At 50.8% G+C, this 16,539-nt stretch carries 12 protein-coding genes and 1 riboswitch; of the genes, 2 read left to right on the plus strand and 10 right to left on the minus strand.

From position 1 onward, the window contains the following. Positions 1–15: 15 nt before the first annotated feature. The 6 genes from ACR9Y8_RS05710 to ACR9Y8_RS05735 form a co-directional block, all read right to left on the minus strand. The gene (locus tag ACR9Y8_RS05710) at positions 16–720 is read right to left on the minus strand and encodes an NUDIX hydrolase (RefSeq protein ID WP_481212276.1); all 705 of its coding nucleotides are present in this window, start codon (positions 718–720) and stop codon (positions 16–18) included. Between the two features lie 179 nt (positions 721–899). Next, positions 900–1,556, minus strand: a complete 657-nt coding sequence (locus tag ACR9Y8_RS05715) for an HAD family hydrolase (RefSeq protein WP_481212277.1) — start codon at positions 1,554–1,556, stop codon at positions 900–902. A gap of 127 nt (positions 1,557–1,683) precedes the next feature. Continuing rightward, positions 1,684–2,826, minus strand: coding sequence for an efflux RND transporter periplasmic adaptor subunit (locus ACR9Y8_RS05720; RefSeq protein WP_481212278.1), 1,143 nt, complete (start codon positions 2,824–2,826; stop codon positions 1,684–1,686). A gap of 154 nt (positions 2,827–2,980) precedes the next feature. Then, positions 2,981–7,393, minus strand: coding sequence for a CusA/CzcA family heavy metal efflux RND transporter (locus ACR9Y8_RS05725; protein WP_481212279.1), 4,413 nt, complete (start codon positions 7,391–7,393; stop codon positions 2,981–2,983). A gap of 20 nt (positions 7,394–7,413) precedes the next feature. After that, a complete protein-coding gene (locus tag ACR9Y8_RS05730) occupies positions 7,414–7,794 on the minus strand; it encodes a hypothetical protein (protein ID WP_481212280.1) in 381 nt (126 codons plus the stop codon). Between the two features lie 137 nt (positions 7,795–7,931). Then, positions 7,932–8,699, minus strand: coding sequence for an SGNH/GDSL hydrolase family protein (locus ACR9Y8_RS05735; protein ID WP_481212281.1), 768 nt, complete (start codon positions 8,697–8,699; stop codon positions 7,932–7,934). Positions 8,700–8,800: 101 nt separating this feature from the next. On the opposite strand from ACR9Y8_RS05735, the gene ACR9Y8_RS05740 reads away from it, so the two are divergent. After that, positions 8,801–10,048 carry a dicarboxylate/amino acid:cation symporter gene (locus tag ACR9Y8_RS05740; protein ID WP_481212282.1) on the plus strand — a complete coding sequence of 416 codons (1,248 nt, stop codon included), beginning with the start codon at positions 8,801–8,803 and terminating at the stop codon, positions 10,046–10,048. Positions 10,049–10,056: 8 nt separating this feature from the next. On the opposite strand, the gene ACR9Y8_RS05745 is transcribed toward ACR9Y8_RS05740, so the two are convergent. The 3 genes from ACR9Y8_RS05745 to ACR9Y8_RS05755 all read right to left on the minus strand — a co-directional run bounded on the left by ACR9Y8_RS05745 (position 10,057) and on the right by ACR9Y8_RS05755 (position 14,144). Further along, on the minus strand, positions 10,057–11,424 hold the full coding sequence (locus tag ACR9Y8_RS05745; protein ID WP_481212283.1) for an amidohydrolase family protein: 1,368 nt from the start codon (positions 11,422–11,424) through the stop codon (positions 10,057–10,059). Positions 11,425–11,448: 24 nt separating this feature from the next. Further along, entirely contained in the window at positions 11,449–12,630 is a 1,182-nt protein-coding gene (locus ACR9Y8_RS05750; RefSeq protein WP_481212284.1) for a trans-sulfuration enzyme family protein, read from the minus strand. Between the two features lie 281 nt (positions 12,631–12,911). Further along, positions 12,912–13,027, minus strand: a riboswitch (SAM riboswitch). A gap of 214 nt (positions 13,028–13,241) precedes the next feature. Next, the gene (locus ACR9Y8_RS05755; RefSeq protein WP_481212285.1) at positions 13,242–14,144 is read right to left on the minus strand and encodes a helix-turn-helix domain-containing protein; all 903 of its coding nucleotides are present in this window, start codon (positions 14,142–14,144) and stop codon (positions 13,242–13,244) included. A gap of 180 nt (positions 14,145–14,324) precedes the next feature. Between ACR9Y8_RS05755 and ACR9Y8_RS05760 the strand changes: the two genes are divergently transcribed. Beyond that, positions 14,325–15,311 carry an aldo/keto reductase gene (locus tag ACR9Y8_RS05760; protein WP_481212286.1) on the plus strand — a complete coding sequence of 329 codons (987 nt, stop codon included), beginning with the start codon at positions 14,325–14,327 and terminating at the stop codon, positions 15,309–15,311. Between the two features lie 198 nt (positions 15,312–15,509). Here ACR9Y8_RS05760 and ACR9Y8_RS05765 read toward each other — a convergent pair whose 3' ends face one another. Next, positions 15,510–16,436: an NAD-dependent epimerase/dehydratase family protein gene (locus ACR9Y8_RS05765; protein WP_481212287.1), complete on the minus strand. Its 927-nt coding sequence runs from the start codon at positions 16,434–16,436 to the stop codon at positions 15,510–15,512. Positions 16,437–16,539 lie beyond the last annotated feature (103 nt).

Raw genomic sequence — 16,539 nt, forward strand, 5'->3', positions numbered from 1 at the left:
CTAATGACTAACGACTTAATTTAACTTGCCCGGGTCGGCTACAAAGTTGAGGAAGGCGTGGAATTTGGCGCTGTATTTCCTTTTGTCCAGCTTATAATAGAACGCCCCTCTTTTTGAGCTGGCCCTTTCCTTGTCCTTCTGCTTTACCAGCAGCCCCGTGGATAATACCTTTCTGCTGAAGTTACGCTTATCGAATACGGTATCGTAAACTGCTTCGTACAGGATCTGGAGCTGCGGGATGGTAAACTTCTGCGGCAGCAGTTCAAACAGTATGGGATGAATTGCCGCCTTGTACCGCAACCTGGCCTGTGCCTGGGCTACCATTTCAGCGTGGTCGAAGATCAGTTTGGGCAATTTTGACAGGGAGATCCATTCTGCCCTGTACTCATCGCTCAGCTGCTGCTTATAGTCATTGATGTCTATCAATGCGAAATAAGCGACTGAAATGGTTCTTTCCATGGGGTCGCGGTCAGGGTTACCGAAAGCAAAGAGCTGCTCCATGTAAACGCCTTCCAGGCCGGTGAGTACCTTTAAGATCCGTGATGCTGCCTCCTCGAAACCTTCATCCGGCTGTACAAAGCCTCCCATGAGGCTCCATTTACCTTTTTCCGGCTCAAACCCACGCTTTATCACTAATAGTTTCAGGTCCTGCCCGTCAAATCCGAAAATAATGCAATCAATAGCTACCAGCATTCTTGTTTGCCGGGAATAACGTGTCATACACCCAGGTGTTTTAGTTTATACGCTAATATATGTCACCTGGGTGATATTTACACTAATTACCTAATTAAAACATAGAGGCCCTTCCGCCGGGGCAGGAAGTTTCCTCATTTCCTCCACAAGATAGGTAATTAAATGTCATTTATACAATTAATTGACAAGAATAATTCGTGAAGCGCTCAAATGCTTAACAGGCGCGCAATCTCAGGCGAAGTATAATCGTCTGCAAAGGCGATAATATTGTTATAGGCCGCAAACTCTTCCCGGGCGTGCATGGTGGTGAGCACCACGCTTTGCATACCTGCGTTGGCGGCAGCCTCCACCCCTTTGGGCGCATCTTCGAAGACGATACAGGAGGATGGCGGCACATCCAGCAGCCTGGCGGCCATGAGATAGGTTTCCGGGTGGGGCTTGCTCAGCTGAACGCTTTCGGCGCTTACGATAGCCTTGAAGTAATGGCGGATATGAAGGTTATCCAGCACAAAGTTGATATTGAAGTTAATGGCGGCAGAGCCGATGGCCATGGGAATACTCTGCTGGCGGGCACTTTCCAGGAATTGCGGCAGACCGGCTATCAGCTGTAAATGAGGCAGGTAGACCTCCTGGTAGCGCTTTTCCTTTTCCATGGAGATCTCTGCCATCCGGGCGGGAGAAAAACGGCCTTCGCCGAATACCCTTACCAGGAGCTCTTCGTTCTTGCCGTACATTTCCTTTTTTACCGCCTCGCGGTCCAGGGAGCCGCCCAGGTCATTGTTGATCATGTAATGCCAGGCGTCCAAATGATAGCCCATGTCGTTAATCATGGTTCCGTTCAGGTCGAATAAGAATGCTTTCATGGAACAAAAGTATAAAATAGTCGTAAGTCGTTAGTCGTAAGTCGTTAGTCGTTAGTCGTTAGTCGTAAGTCGTTAGGGTAGGCAATGGAAGGAACGGATCCACTAACGACTTACGACTAACGACTGATCACTCTTCCTCCGCGGTGTTCTTTAGTTTCATTAGAAGTGAGTAAGCGCCTTTGGTGACGAAGTCCAGGCGACTGAGGTCATTACCGTCCGGGGCGGAGACCTGCATGTAGCCGTTCTCCCGGGCGCCGGTTTTCAGGGGCAGCATTTCAAAGATGTTGCTGTCTTTGCGTACAAAGGCGTATTGCTGGTTTTGATAGCGTACGATGGCTTCTTCGGGCAGGGCCAGGACAGAATCAGCCGCGGTTTCTATGAGGGCGTTCATGAAGGTGCCGGGTATCAGGGCCTTGTCGTAAGACTCAAAGTGGCAGTGTACCTGTACGCTCCTATCGGCCTCCACATCCTGGCCGATGAGGATCACTTCACATTCATATTGTTTCGAGCTGTCGTTATTGGTGAAGGCTATTACCCGCTGGCCAACGGCCAGTTTACTGATGTCCTTTTCGAAGACGGTAAGGGCCAGGTGAATGTCGGCCGGATTTACTATTTCGAACAGTACGTCAGTAGGGTTGACGTATTTGCCGATGTTCACATTCACCTTTGTGACAAAGCCATTGATGGGCGAATAGATGTTCACGCTGCGGGAGATGCTGTTCTCACTGAGGCGGCCGGGGTTTACGCCGATCAGCTGCAGCTTTTCGGCGAGGGCGCGAAGCAGGATCTGCTGGCTTTGATAGTCAGCTGCGGTTTGCTGGAACAGTTTATCGCTGCTGGCTTTGCTGCGGTTTAATACCTGTTGCCGTTCATATTCTTTTTCAAGGAAGGACAGGCGGGCTTTCGCGGTAAGGTAGTCCTGTTCCAGCTGGATGTATTGCTGGTCTTCCAGCACGCCGATAACCGTTCCCTTGTTGACATGCATGCCGGGCAGCAGGTTAGTGGATTTGAGATAACCGCCTAAAGGGAAGCTGATGCTAACGATGTTCTGCGGCGGCACGTCTATACGGCCGCTTACCTTCAGCGCAGTGGCGATGTTCCGTTTTTCGGCCCGGGTAGTGGTGATACCGGCATTCTTTAACTGCGCGTCTGTTAGCTGTACCAGGTTGCCTGTTGGCTGTTGCGCGGGCTCCTTTTTTTCAGCCGTCTTTTGCTGGCCGCAGGCCAGGATGAAACATAAGACGGGGGCGTAAATTATATGTCTTATCATAAGTTTAAAGTTTGATGGTTTGAGGTCTGACGTCTGAGGTCTGAAGTTCGTTAAAGGTTATAGGTTCCGGGCAAGTATTCAGGCAGATACACATGTCTCAAACCTCCCACTTCCAACGAACTTCAAACCTCAGACGTCAAACTTCAAACTTTGTTTATCTGTTCATTAAAGCATTGATGTCAATGGTAGCGCTGTTCAGGTTCCTGAGCGCGTCTATGTATTCGTTACGGATGCCTACGGCCTGGTTCATGAGCAGCACCCATTCCAGGTAATTGATCTGGCCGTTAATGAATTGTTCATTAGCGCCGTTGATGACGGTTTCCGCGTTCTGCAGGGCGGTGTCTTCATAATAGCGAACCGCCTGCTGTGTTTTGTAGTACTGTTTTAAAGCCTGGTCATATTGAGCCTGTACCTGTTGTACACCGGCCTCGTAATTGTTCTGCGCCAGCGTTTGGTTGACCTTCTGTGCGCTGATGCGGGCTTTTTGTGCATGGAAAAAGATAGGGATCCCCACGCCTAGTTGCACAGACTGAAAACGCGTGCCTGCTGAGTAATATTTATCATCTGCACCGGTGCCTTTAAAGCTCTGGTTGTTGTAGGCAACAATAAGATCCGGCAGCAGCTTTGCTTTTTCTACGCCGTATTGCATAGCGCTGATCTGTTGTTGTTGCGCCAGGAGCTGCAGATAAGGATGTTGGGCCAGGGCGCTGGTATCGGCGATGGCGGGCGCTGGTATCTTCAATGCTGTGTGATCGTCGGGCACTACATCGGTGGTGGTGTTCAGCAGCAGCTTAAGTTTTGATTGCAGAATGCTGTAGTCCTGTTCCAGTTGCTTCAGCTGTTGGTTTACCTGTCCGCGTTGAGTGGTAGCTGTTGCTTTCTCTACGATATTGCTTTCTCCCTGTTCAAAACGAAGGGTAGCTTTATCGAGGAAGGCAGCGTAGAGGCTATCTGTATAATGCAGCAGCTGTTGCTTCTGCTGCAGGTACAGCATCTCATAGTAAACAGCTGTTACTTCCTTCTTCAGCTCCTTTTCCTTTAAGGCCACGCTGAGCAGGCCATGCTTCCATTCTGCCGCCAGCAGGGCTTTCTGCCGGGTATAGATGGTAGGGAACTTCATGCTTTGCGAGATGCTGAACTTTGTATCGTTATAGGCGCTGTTGATCTGTCCATAGTCGCCGGTGACTATTGTTTGATTCAGATCCCAGCCGCTGCCTTTCAGCTTTTGAAGGTAATCTGCATACAGTTTATCATTGCGCAGCGAAAGATTATGCTGCAGGGCAGTATCGATGGCTGCCTGCAGGGAAACAGGTGTTTGCGCATGGGCAGACGGCGCCAACAGGAACAGCAGCGGTATCAATACAGCACTTACTGCGGCCTTTGGCGTACGTGTATGTACGCTTTTTTCGAAGAGCATATACAATACGGGCAATACAAAAAGGGTGAGGAAAGTGGCCACCAGCAAACCGCCTATCACTACGGTAGCCAGGGGGCGCTGCACCTCCGCTCCTGCCCCACGGCTTAAAGCCATTGGCAGGAAGCCCAGGGAGGCTACGGAAGCGGTCATTAACACCGGTCTTAAGCGCAGCTTCGTGCCTTGCAGCACCACCTGCTTAAGATCTGTGAGGCCTCCTGCTTTGAGGCGGTTAAATTCTGCTATGAGCACAATACCGTTCAATACGGCTACGCCAAACAAGGCAATAAAACCAACGCCCGCCGATATGCTGAAAGGCATTCCCCGCGCCGCCAGGGCCAGTATGCCACCGATGGCCGACAAGGGAATGGCAGAATAAATGATCAGTCCCTGCCTGAAAGAATGAAAGGCAAAATACAGCATTAATAAGATGAGCAGCAGGGCCAGGGGAACGGCTATGCCTAACCTTTGCTTGGCTGCTTCCAGGTTCTCGAAAGCACCACCATAGGAAACGCTGTAACCAGCGGGCAATTGGATATGCTGCCGCATTCTCTGCTGTACTTCTTTTACAATGCTCTGCACATCGCGGCCGCGCACGTTAAAGCCCACGATGATCCTGCGGCGGGCATCTTCCCGTTGGATCTGGTTAGGCCCTTCTTCTATGACTACATTCGCTACCTGGTACAGCGGGATCTGTGAACCGGAGGGCGTGGGTATCAGCAATTGCTGTACATCGGCAACATCTTTACGTTGTGTGCCGCTCACGCGCACTACTAAATCAAAGCGCTGTTCGCCTTCGTATACCAGTCCGGCGCTTTGCCCCGCGAAAGCAGCGTTCACCACTTTATTGATGTCTGCGATGTTCAATCCATATTGAGCGATCGCATCGCGGTTATAACGGATGACGATCTGCGGCATACCGGTCAGCTGTTCTATATACACATCGCGCACGCCTTTGATGCCGCGGGTAATGGCGCCCAGGCGGTTTCCCAGGCTAGCCAGGGTATCTAGGTTGTCGCCGTAGATCTTACATACCACATCCTGCCGGGCGCCTGTCATGAGTTCATTGAAGCGCATTTGTACCGGATACTGGAAGCCGAAGGTGACGCCCGGCACTTCTTCCAGGGCCTCAGTCATTTTCTCTGCCAGCTCATTGAAGGAACTGGCGGAGGTCCATTCGCTTTTATCTTTGAGGACCACGATCATATCGCTCGCGTCCAGTGGCATGGGATCCGTGGGGATCTCGCTGCTGCCTGTTTTGCTGACCACCTTCTCCACTTCGGGAAACTTTTGCAGGAGCACTTTACTGCCCCGGGACACGGCGTCTACAGAGGCTTGCAGACTGCTGCCCGTGAGCACGCGGGTTTCTACCGCAAAGTCGCCTTCTTCCAGTTGCGGGATAAATTCGCCACCCAATGAGAACAGGATCATGACGGCGATGGTCAGCAGCGCAATGGCAGAACCGATCACCATCCGCGGATAGCGCAGCACTTTATCCAGGGTGCGCTGGTAGCGGTTAGCCAGCTTGTCCATCATCCTGTCTGACCAGCTTTCTTTCTGAGGGATTTTCTTGCTTAAGAAGAGGGCGCTCATCATCGGCACATAGGTAACAGAAAGCAGGAAGGCGCCTATTAACGCAAAGGCCACTGTCTGCGCCATGGGTTTGAACATTTTACCTTCAATACCCGCCAGCGCAAAGATAGGCAGGTATACGATGAGGATAATGAGCTCGCCAAACACCGCTGCATTCAGCATCCTGCCGGAAGTTTCCTTTACGAGGCCGTCCATCTCCTTTTGTGTGAGGCGGGTTTGGGAGGAATGATGCAGGCGATACATACAGCCTTCCACAATAATCAGGGTACCGTCTACGATCAGGCCGAAGTCGAGCGCGCCGAGGCTCATCAGGTTACCGCTCACCTTGAAGATATTCATCAGGATCACGGCCACCAGCATAGACAGCGGGATCACGGACGCTACCAGTAAGCCGGCGCGCACATTGCCCAGGAACAATACCAGTACGAATACCACGATCAGCGCGCCTTCCAGCAGGTTGCGCTCTACGGTGCCGATAGCGTGTTTCACCATTTTGGTACGATCCAGGAAAGGATCTATGATTACGCCTTCGGGCAGTGTTTGCTGGATCTGTGCTACCCTGTTCTTGATATTACGGATCACTTCATTGCTGTTGGCGCCTTTGAGCATCATGACCACGGCGCCCGCCACCTCACGTTCACCATTATACGTCATAGCGCCGTAGCGGGTGGCGTGGCCCAGGCGTACTTCCGCCACATCTCTAACAAGTAAGGGAGCGCCGCCGGCTGTATGTTTGATGACGATCTTGCCAATGTCTTCCGGGCTGCCTACCAGGCCTTCACTCCTGATGAAAAGGGCGATGGGACCTTTTTCAATGTAGGCGCCGCCGGTGTTCTGGTTATTGTTTTCCAGGGCGCTGAAGATCTCGCTGATGGTGAGACCATAGGCGCTTAATTTCTCGGGCGTTACGGCAATTTCATACTGTTTCAGGAGGCCGCCGAAACTGCTTACCTCTGCTACTCCTTTCACTCCCAGGAGCTGACGGCGCACGATCCAGTCCTGTATGGTACGCAACTCCATAGGCGAATACTTATCCTCATAACCCTTTGCGGGCCTCAGGGTGTACTGGTAGATCTCCCCCAGCCCGGTGGTGACAGGCGCCAGTTTGGGCATACCCAACCCCGGTGGGATCTGCGCCTGTACTTCCTGCAGGCGTTCTGCCACCTGCTGGCGTACCCAGTAGATGTCTACATCATCATCAAATACAATGGTGACCACAGACAGCCCGAAGCGGGAAAAGCTGCGCATTTTCTTTAGCCCGGGAATATTGCTGTTGGCCTGTTCTATCGGAAAGGAGATCAACCGTTCCACATCGGGTGCGCCTAATGAAGGGCTGACGGTGATCACCTGTACCTGGTTCTCTGTAATGTCCGGAACTGCATCTATGGGCAGCCGGGTGATCTCGTAGATGCCGTAGCTGATGAGGCCCAGCATAAAGAGGCCCACGACCAGTTTATTACGGATCGAAAAACGTATGATATAGTTAAGCATGATCTTCTTATGTGCAAACAGAATAATAGGACGGACGCGGCCTGCAGCTAACAAGCCTTCATCTGTCATCCGTGTATATATAAAGCACATTAAGCTTTGGGCGGCTGGAAGATATCGGGATGGTAGATCAGCGGATGGAACCTGTTAATGTAAGCGGGATAGATGACGGTTACCTGGCGCTGCACGGCAATGGTCAATTGCGGCTGGGTAGGCGGCGGAGGCACCAGGTTGGTATACGTAAGGTATTCGTGTGATTTGAAGGGCAGCTGCATGTCGCGCTCGTAATCGGCATCATGTGGCTGCTCCATGAGATAGTGCTCTGTAATAAAACCCCATAGGGAAGCGTAACGGTGCTCGGCCATGTGTTCCTGTACGTGGGCAAAGAAGATGGGAATTTTGAGCAGCTGGTTACATTCCGTGGCATTGCACAGATAGATGCAGAGGAGTAATATGCTGATCGTACGTCGCACCAGGGCAAAGGTAGGAAAAAAGTCGTAAGTCGTTAGTCGTAAGTCGTAAGTAATTGGAGCGGATTTTAATCTTCGGCGTCTGGACTAATGACTTACGACTAACGACTTACGACTAATGACTAACGACTTACGACTATTTATTTAAGCGCTTCCAGCCAGGCGTGTGCCATCAAGGCATTACCGGCTATGCTGGGATGCACACCGTCACCCGTCCAGTAGGCGCCGGGCGCCATTTTCTGTGCTTTGTCGAATATGGTTTGGTAAGGAATGAATTGCGCGTTGAAGGCAATGGCGATCTCGCGGGCGGCTGCGCGGTAGTCATTAAAAGCGGGATACCATTTATCATCCACTGCTCTCACACCGGTTACGGCAAAGGGCTCGCCGATGATCAGCTTTACATCGGGCAGCTTGTCTTTGGTGCGGGTAAGCAGCGCTTTAAAGTCGTCGCGATATTTCTGAACGGTACCGGTGTAACCGTTGGTGAGCGTATGCCAGAAATCATTTACACCTATGAGGATGCTCAGTATATCGGGTTTGATATCCAGACAATCGGCATCCCAGCGTTCGGCCAGCTGGTATACTTTATTGCCGCTGATGCCTTTGTTATAGATCTGCAGATTTTTATCGGCGTGCTTTTCAAGCAGATCAGCGGCAGCCAGGAAGGCATAGCCACGGCCCAGCGAACCAACGTCATTGGGTTTGGAGTCCTCCCGTTTACGGCCGGCATCGGTGATGGAATCACCCTGGAACAATATTACGGCGTCTTTCTTCAGCCCTAATTTAGGGCCTTTGGCGGCGGGTTCCTTTGCAAAGGCAGCGGATACGATCTCGGGCATGCTCAGGGCCATCATACTGCCCATGGCGGCTTTCTTTAAAAAGCTTCTGCGATCGGATTGTGGAATCATTATTATGAGTTATTAGTTGTCAGTTAACAGTTGGCCGTTATTAATGCCATATTTTCATCAATCAAAATACAATAGTTCTTATTTTTATCAAAACTAATATCATGAACGGCACTTTCCTGAAGAACTACGGCAATATGATCTGGTTATTATGCGGTATTATTGCCGGTAGCGTACTGGGATTGATATTGGGGCCTCGTGTGACCATCCTGAAGCCGATCGGTGATATTTTCCTGAACCTCTTATTTACGGCGGTGATCCCCCTGGTGTTCTTTGCGATTGCCACTGCTATTGCTAATGTGGATAGATCGCAGAAGCTGGGTAAGATCATGTCTGTCATGGTGATCGTGTTTCTTGCTACGGTGCTAATATCTGCTTTCTTTACGATCGTGACCATCTGGATCTTCCCGATACACCAACAGATAGACACGCAGGCGAGGCTGACGGAGACGGTGAAACAGATTCCCCTGGGAGAGCAGATCACGGAGCTGCTGACCACGGGCGAGTTCTTTGAGCTGTTATCGCGTAAGGCCATGCTGCCGCTGATCATCTTCTCCCTACTGATGGGCTTTGCGGTATTAAAAGCAGGCGAGGCCGGAGAACCTTTCCGCCGATTCCTGAATGCGGGGAATGAAGTAATGAAAAGCCTGGTGATCCTGGTGATGAAGGCGGGGCCTATTGGCCTGGGCGCCTATTTTGCGTACCAGGTGGGCACGCTGGGGCCGCAGCTGTTTGGAATCTATGGCCGTTCTATGGCCGTGTATTATGGTTTCGGGATCTTCTACTTTTTTGTGGGCTTTACCTTGTATGCTTTTGTTGCCGGTGGTTTGCGCGGCATTAAAACCTTCTGGCGTTATAATGTAGTGCCTTCGCTGACGGCGCTGGGCACTTGCAGCAGCATTGCCACTATTCCTGCAAATCTGGATGGCACGGCCAAAATGGGCGTGCCGCAGCATATCCGCAATATTGTAGTGCCGCTGGGCGCTACGCTGCACAAAGATGGTTCCAGCATTTCCTCGATCGTGAAAATAGCGGTGGTGTTCACCATGTTCGGCAGGTCGCTGAACACGGCTGATGCGGTGCTGCTGGCACTAGGCATTACCGTTATAGTGAGCATGGTGGAAGGCGGCGTACCCAATGGCGCTTATATTGGCGAGCTGCTGATGATCTCTGTATATGGGTTTCCGCAGGAGGCCTTGCCGCCGGCGATGATCATCGGCACACTGGTAGACCCCCTGGCCACTGTGCTGAATGCCACGGGAGATAATGTGTGCGCGATGATGGTTACCCGGTTTACGAATTCCAAAGCCCAAATCCCAAATTCCAAATTCCAGGTTCCAAATTCCAAATAAGTGGATGGTTAGTAAGTACGGTCCATCTTTTTACCCCCTCTCCACACTTCCAGGATCTTCCGGGTATTGCGGATATCTACGGTAGGATCGCCGCCCAGGACGATGAAGTCTGCAGCCTTTCCCGGCTGTAAAGTACCGTACTCGCTGTCTATACCCAATACCTGCGCACCGGTGCGGGTAGCAGCGGTAATGGCTTCCAGCGGCGTAAGACCTGCTTCCACCATCAGCTGCAGTTCCAGGTGCTCTGAAAAGCCCTGTGCACGCACGGGGAAAGCGCCGGAGTCGGTACCCAGCAGGATTTTGATACCAGCGCTGTCCAGTTTATGAAGATTGCGCTGGGCGGTAGCGAATGCCTTCATTTTCTTTTCGCGGGCAGGATCATTTTGCTGTTGTTGTTTATACTCGGCGCTGATCAGCATTTCCCACACATCCGGTTCCAGGGAGGCTTTAAAGAAGGGATCATTGAGCCACTCGGGCTGACCTGCATATACGAAATTATATTCGTCCAGCGAGAGGGTTGGAATATAATAAGTGCCTTTGGCTTTCATGGCGCTGATGAGCGCATTATCTATTTCCTGGTCGCGTATGCTGTGCGCCAATACATCTATACCCGCGTTCACCAGGCGGCGGGCATCTTCCAGGAAGTATACGTGGGCGGCTACACGCAAATGCTGTTTATGCGCTTCGGCGATGGCTGCTTCGTATACTTCTACGGGTACTTTGGGCTGTGTGCCTCCCCCATCGTCTACCCAGATCTTCACGAAATCCACTTTAAGGGACGCCAGCTGCTGGATAGCTTTCACGGCTTCATCCGCCGTGCCGGGACGCAGCACCTTATCCGCCAGGGTGGCGGGAGGCGCGCCGCCTTGTGCACCTATACCGTAACCGGCGGTATAAAAGGTAGCGCCTGGTATCAGGCCTTTATGAGAAGCATTGCGCAGCTGGAAAATGATCTCGCGGTCCATACCCAGGCTCAGCACCTGGCTCACGCCATAGGCCTGGTATTTTTTCAGCTGGCTGATGATGTTGCTCTGGGAATAGTTCTCCGGGCCCGACTTATTACCTTTCAACAGGCCCAGGTGCCCGTGCATGTTGATCAGGGTAGGCATTACTGTTTTGCCCGTACCATCTACCACTCGGACGGCAGGCGGTGGTACCGCGGTAGCAGGCAGTATTTTGGAGATATTACCGTCTTGTACCAACAGGCTCACTTTCTTTTTAGGAGCAGCACCGGTGCCGTCTATCAGCGTAATGTTCTTGAGCAACATGGGCTTGGGCTTCGGCTCAGCAGGGCGCTGTTGGGTGAATGCGCTGCCCGGGCAGCAAAGCAAAAGCAATGGCAGATAGCGGCACAGGTTCATAAGATAGCTGTTCATATGGAGATGGGTACTGGTTTAGCATCAATAGACGCCAGTACCGACTGCCGAAGTTAGTTTTTTCCCTGCTTTTTTAAAAGCCTGTTCCAGGTCGGCTACCAGGTCTTCCGGTTCTTCCAGCCCGATAGATAAACGGATGAGGCTATCTGCCACACCGGCGGAGCGGCGTTTTTCGTCGGGGATGGATTTATGGGTCATGGAGGCAGGATGGCATAAGAGGCTTTTAATACCACCCAGGCTTTCTGCCAGCTTGAAATAGGCCGTGCTGGTGACAAATGCCTGCGCTGCTTCTTCTGTATCATTTTTCAGGGTAAAGGAGACGATGCCGCCAAAACCTTTTTGCTGCTTACGGGCGATGTCATGGTTGGGATGCGAGGGCAATCCTGGATAGAATACCTTATCCACCCCAGGATGCTGTTCCAAGAATTGCGCTACTGCCAGGGCATTCGCGCAATGCTGTTTTACCCGGAGGTGAACGGTTTCAATGCCGCGGATGAGCAGGAAGCTATCGAAGGGAGAAAGCACTGCGCCGCAGGCATTCTGATAGAATTTGATCTCGGCGCCCAGCTCGCGGGTACGGGTAACCACGACGCCGGCAATGAGATCACTATGGCCGCCGAGGTATTTGGTGGCGCTGTGCACTACAATGTCGGCGCCTAATAACAGCGGCTGCTGCAGCACGGGAGAAGCGAAGGTATTGTCTACACAGAGCTTACAATTATGCGCTTTGGCGATGTCTGCGATGGCGCTGATATCGGAGATTTTGAGTGTAGGATTGGTGGGCGTTTCCAGCCATATCAGGCGGGTGGCGGGCGTGATGGCGTTTACGATGGCGTGCAGGTCGGAAGTGTCTACGTAGTGGACTTTGATCCCGAACTTTTCATATACTTTGCTGAATAAACGGAACGCGCCTCCGTAGATATCATCTACTGCTACGATCTCATCGCCTGTGTGCAGCAGTTTCAGGATAGCATCTATGGCTGCAAGGCCGCTGGAAAATGCGATACCGGTTTCGCCGCCTTCCAGTCCGGCTACGATGGTTTCAAGGGCCTGGCGGGTAGGATTGTTGGTACGTGCGTAATCAAATCCTTTGTTAACGCCGGGCGCTTCCTGTACGAAGGTGGAGGTTTGGTAGATGGGGACTGCGATAGCGCCGGTCAGCTCATCTACAGGAATGGAATGGATCAGTTGTGTGATTGTGCTCATCTCTTTTTTGTTTTTGAGTTTGATGAAAATGTTGATTAGACAGGTTCTTAGTCGTAAGTCGTTAGTCGTAAGTCGTCAGGAATTAGCGCGGTATTTTAATCGCTGCATTTACTTACAACTGATGACTTACGACTAACGACTAACGACTGATGACTTACGACTGATGACTTTTTTCAAGAAAAGAGAGTGAGCTGGATAAGGATTGCCTTAAAACAAAAAAACTCACCTGGTAGTCAGGTGAGTTTTCTTTATGGTGTAAGAATTTAAAGCAAACTATTACTGACTTATCTGCCCCGGTTGTGTACCGGGATGGATGTAGCACCTTGTTCGCCATGGTGGTGGCGACTGGTTGCTAAGGCTTCATCGGGCCAATTCCCTCTGCCTTTCTTGATAAGTGATCTAAAGAACTGGGTGCAAAGATAGGGGTGGAAATGAGAAATGCAAAAAAAAAATTTGGAACGCTGATTTTCCGTTAACATCAGATTCGCCTTTCTGTTAACATCTGATTAATGTGTTTTTAACCCTAAGCGGCGTAATCTTGCATCGACAAATTGTAGTGTAAATTCTAGGCAAAGTTGTTGAACCGCCCAGTCCTGGGTGGTTTTCCTTTTTTAAAAGGTTTGAGAGGTTCTATACTCGTTAGGAGTAAGCCCTACTTTTTGTTTGAACAGGCGGGTGAAATGCTGCGGGTATTTGAAGCCCAGCTCGTAAGCTATTTCACTGACGGACTTGCTGGCATCGAATATTTTGTCTTTGGCAATGTCGATCACTTTGGATTGAATATATTCCTGCGCGGATTTGCCTGTTTCTTTCTTCACCAGGTCACCTAAATAATTGGAGGAGAGATTCAGCTTGGCGGCGCACCATGCCACTGCAGGCAGCCCTTCTGTCAGCGGCTCATCGGTGGAAAAGTAATCATTCAACAAGGTTTCTAATCGCTCCAATACGCCTTTATGGGCGTTATCGCGCGTGATAAACTGCCGGTCGTAAAACCGGATGCAGTAGTTGAGGAATAATTCAATATTGGATGCAATGAGCATTTTACTGTGCTTGTCTATCGCATGGTCTAATTCATATTGAATTTTCGCGAAGCAATCCAGCACCAGCTGCCGCTCCTTTTCTGAAAGGTGCAGGGCCTCATTTACTTTATAAGAGAAAAAGGAATAATCCTGGATATGCTTTCCGAGGGAAGTACCGCGGATCAACTCGGGGTGGAACACCAATGACCATCCCCTGGGGCTGAACGCCTTTCCTTTGGGCTCAACGCCCAATACCTGTCCGGGTGCGATGAACACCAGCGTACCTTCCTGGTAGTCATACAGGTTGCGCCCGTATTTCAGGTCGCCACATTTTACCTCTTTCAGGTACACGGTGTATAATCCGAAATTGAATTTGCCGACGGGCATCGGCTGCGCCGTAGACAAGTCCAGCACGGAGACCAGTGGATGTTGTGTTGATACGCCACGCATGGCATTATACTTTGCAACGCTGTCCAGTTTTATTATTTCTTCCATAATAGCCTGTTTCTGAAAACAAAATTACCACATAAAAGCGGGCCGTGAGCAGGCTAGCGATCCAATCAGTAATTTTGGTAGGTGAATCCGTAATAGATATACCGAAGGACACCCGGATCACAGCGACCTTTGCGTCGGAATATTTGAATGATCAACAGTATTAACCGTAAATAAATTCACATGAAAAAGAGATTACTGGGTAACAGCGGCCTTGAAGTATCTGCACTTGGCCTGGGTTGTATGGGATTAAGCTTTGCATACGGCCCCGGTGTTGAGAAGCAGGAAGGCATCAAATTGTTACGTGCCGCCTTTGAAGCAGGCGTCACCTTTTTTGATACAGCCGAAGCTTATGGCCCGCTGGCCAATGAAGAGCTGCTAGGCGAAGCGCTGGCGCCTTTCCGCAAAGAGGTGGTGATCGCTACCAAATTTGGCTTCAAAAATGGCGTACCAGCCCAGGGAACCGACAGCAGACCGGAAAATATCAGGGCCGTGGCAGAAGCCGCTCTAAAAAGGCTCAAAACGGATTATATCGACCTCTACTACCAGCACCGTGTAGACCCGGCTGTGCCGATTGAAGATGTAGCCGGTACCATCCAGGATCTGATGAAGGAAGGAAAGATCAAGCATTGGGGACTTTCAGAAGCAGGAGCCGCCACCATCCGTAAAGCGCATGCTATACAGCCGGTAGCCGCATTGCAAAGCGAATATTCCCTGTGGTGGCGCGAGCCCGAACAGGAGATCCTTCCTCTGCTGGAAGAACTGGGCATTGGCTTTGTGCCCTTCAGCCCCTTGGGAAGAGGGTTCCTGACAGGCGCTATCGATCAAAATACCCAATTCGACAAAACAGATTTCCGCAACTCCCTGCCCCGTTTTGCAGAGGAGAACAGGAAGGCTAACCAGGCTTTGGTAGACCTGATAAAAAACATTGCCCAGGCAAAGCAGGCCACATCTGCACAGATCGCGCTGGCCTGGCTGCTGGCACAAAAGCCCTGGATCGTGCCAATACCCGGCACCACCAAGCTGACCCGTTTACAGGAAAACATTGGCGGGGTGGATATTGCGCTTTCTGCCGATGATCTTCAGCAAATAGACACTGCTGCTGCGAAGATCGATATCCAGGGAGCAAGGTATCCCGAACAAATGCAGAATATGGTGGACAAGAAATAACCAACAACAGAAAGCGGACCGGTGATGACGGTCCGCTTTCTGCTTTTAGCTTGTTGTATTATATCGTGTTATTCCATGCTTTCCGCTGATGTTCTTGCTATTGGTTTCTCTGATCAACCTAATTTCAATTTCTTCTTCAAGAAAAACACCGGGCTTACGCCCAGTGAATTCCGGAAAACGACTTATTAACTGATCCACTTACCTGGATGCTGCAATCGTATCAGCCAATCCTTTCTCGTAGGTAGTGGGCTTGAAATTGAAGCGCTGCTCAAACTTTGTGGAATCGAAGATATAAGGTGCTGTATTCTGGTACAGCATTTCATGCAGCTCGCCGATGGTGGTATTAAAGAAACCGGCCAGCTTTACCATGAAGCCGTTGAGCTTTGAATAGGATGGATTAACACCGAGCTGCGAGGCAATCAGGCTGATGTACTCCTTACCAGTGAGCGCTGGATTGTAAGTAGGCATGTGCCATACCTGGTTATCACTGGAAGGATCGCTGCCCAGGAGGTACATGGCTTTACCGGCGTCTGGCGTATAGGTGTAACTGTGAGGTACATCATCGCGGCCCAGCCAGTTTGCTTTCTGGCCTTTCACCAGCTTTTGCACAACCAGGAGATTCAGGACACTGGTGGTATCGGCGCCAGGGCCATAGAAATCAGCGGCGCGGGCGATGCTGGCCTGGATATTACCTGCCTTTGCTTCGTCCATCAGCTGTGTGGCGATACGCGCGCGGATCTCCCCTTTCTTACTGATGGGATGATAAGGCGTGCTTTCTGTCATAGCGCCTTTTACGAGGCCGTACATATACACATTATCAAAGAAGATGAGCCGGGCGTTAGCCGCCTTGCAGGCGTCTATAGCATGCTGCATGATCCTGGGCCAGGAAGCGGCCCATATTTTCCGGTCGTATGTGAGGCCCGCACAAAGATACACGACCGAAGAACCAGCGACGGCGGCCTTTGTCTGTTCATAATCCGTCAGGTCTGCCGCTTTTGCCTCTGTGTTAACAGCAATGGCTTTAGGCTGGCGGCTCACCAGCCTAATCTTCTGGTTGTTGGCCAATAATTCTTTCGTTAATTCCCTCGCGATAATCCCTCCTGCCCCTAAAATAGTGTGTATCATAGTGATATGTTTATATGTATAAGCCTTTGGTTTTTGAAGACGATGCAAAGTAGAAAATATTGTCAAAAGAAAAATTTGGTTTACTGAACACTGTTCAGTAAGT

The organism is Chitinophaga sp. SVR4-12A (genome assembly GCF_056754765.1).

Bases quoted from the DNA above. Each gene is read 5' to 3' on its own strand.
- ACR9Y8_RS05710 (WP_481212276.1), bottom strand. From the start codon at position 720: ATGACACGTTATTCCCGGCAAACAAGAATGCTGGTAGCTATTGATTGC.
- ACR9Y8_RS05715 (WP_481212277.1), bottom strand. From the start codon at position 1,556: ATGAAAGCATTCTTATTCGACCTGAACGGAACCATGATTAACGACATG.
- ACR9Y8_RS05720 (WP_481212278.1), bottom strand. From the start codon at position 2,826: ATGATAAGACATATAATTTACGCCCCCGTCTTATGTTTCATCCTGGCC.
- ACR9Y8_RS05725 (WP_481212279.1), bottom strand. From the start codon at position 7,393: ATGACAGATGAAGGCTTGTTAGCTGCAGGCCGCGTCCGTCCTATTATT.
- ACR9Y8_RS05735 (WP_481212281.1), bottom strand. From the start codon at position 8,699: ATGATTCCACAATCCGATCGCAGAAGCTTTTTAAAGAAAGCCGCCATG.
- ACR9Y8_RS05740 (WP_481212282.1), top strand. From the start codon at position 8,801: ATGAACGGCACTTTCCTGAAGAACTACGGCAATATGATCTGGTTATTA.
- ACR9Y8_RS05745 (WP_481212283.1), bottom strand. From the start codon at position 11,424: ATGAACAGCTATCTTATGAACCTGTGCCGCTATCTGCCATTGCTTTTG.
- ACR9Y8_RS05750 (WP_481212284.1), bottom strand. From the start codon at position 12,630: ATGAGCACAATCACACAACTGATCCATTCCATTCCTGTAGATGAGCTG.
- ACR9Y8_RS05755 (WP_481212285.1), bottom strand. From the start codon at position 14,144: ATGGAAGAAATAATAAAACTGGACAGCGTTGCAAAGTATAATGCCATG.
- ACR9Y8_RS05760 (WP_481212286.1), top strand. From the start codon at position 14,325: ATGAAAAAGAGATTACTGGGTAACAGCGGCCTTGAAGTATCTGCACTT.
- ACR9Y8_RS05765 (WP_481212287.1), bottom strand. From the start codon at position 16,436: ATGATACACACTATTTTAGGGGCAGGAGGGATTATCGCGAGGGAATTA.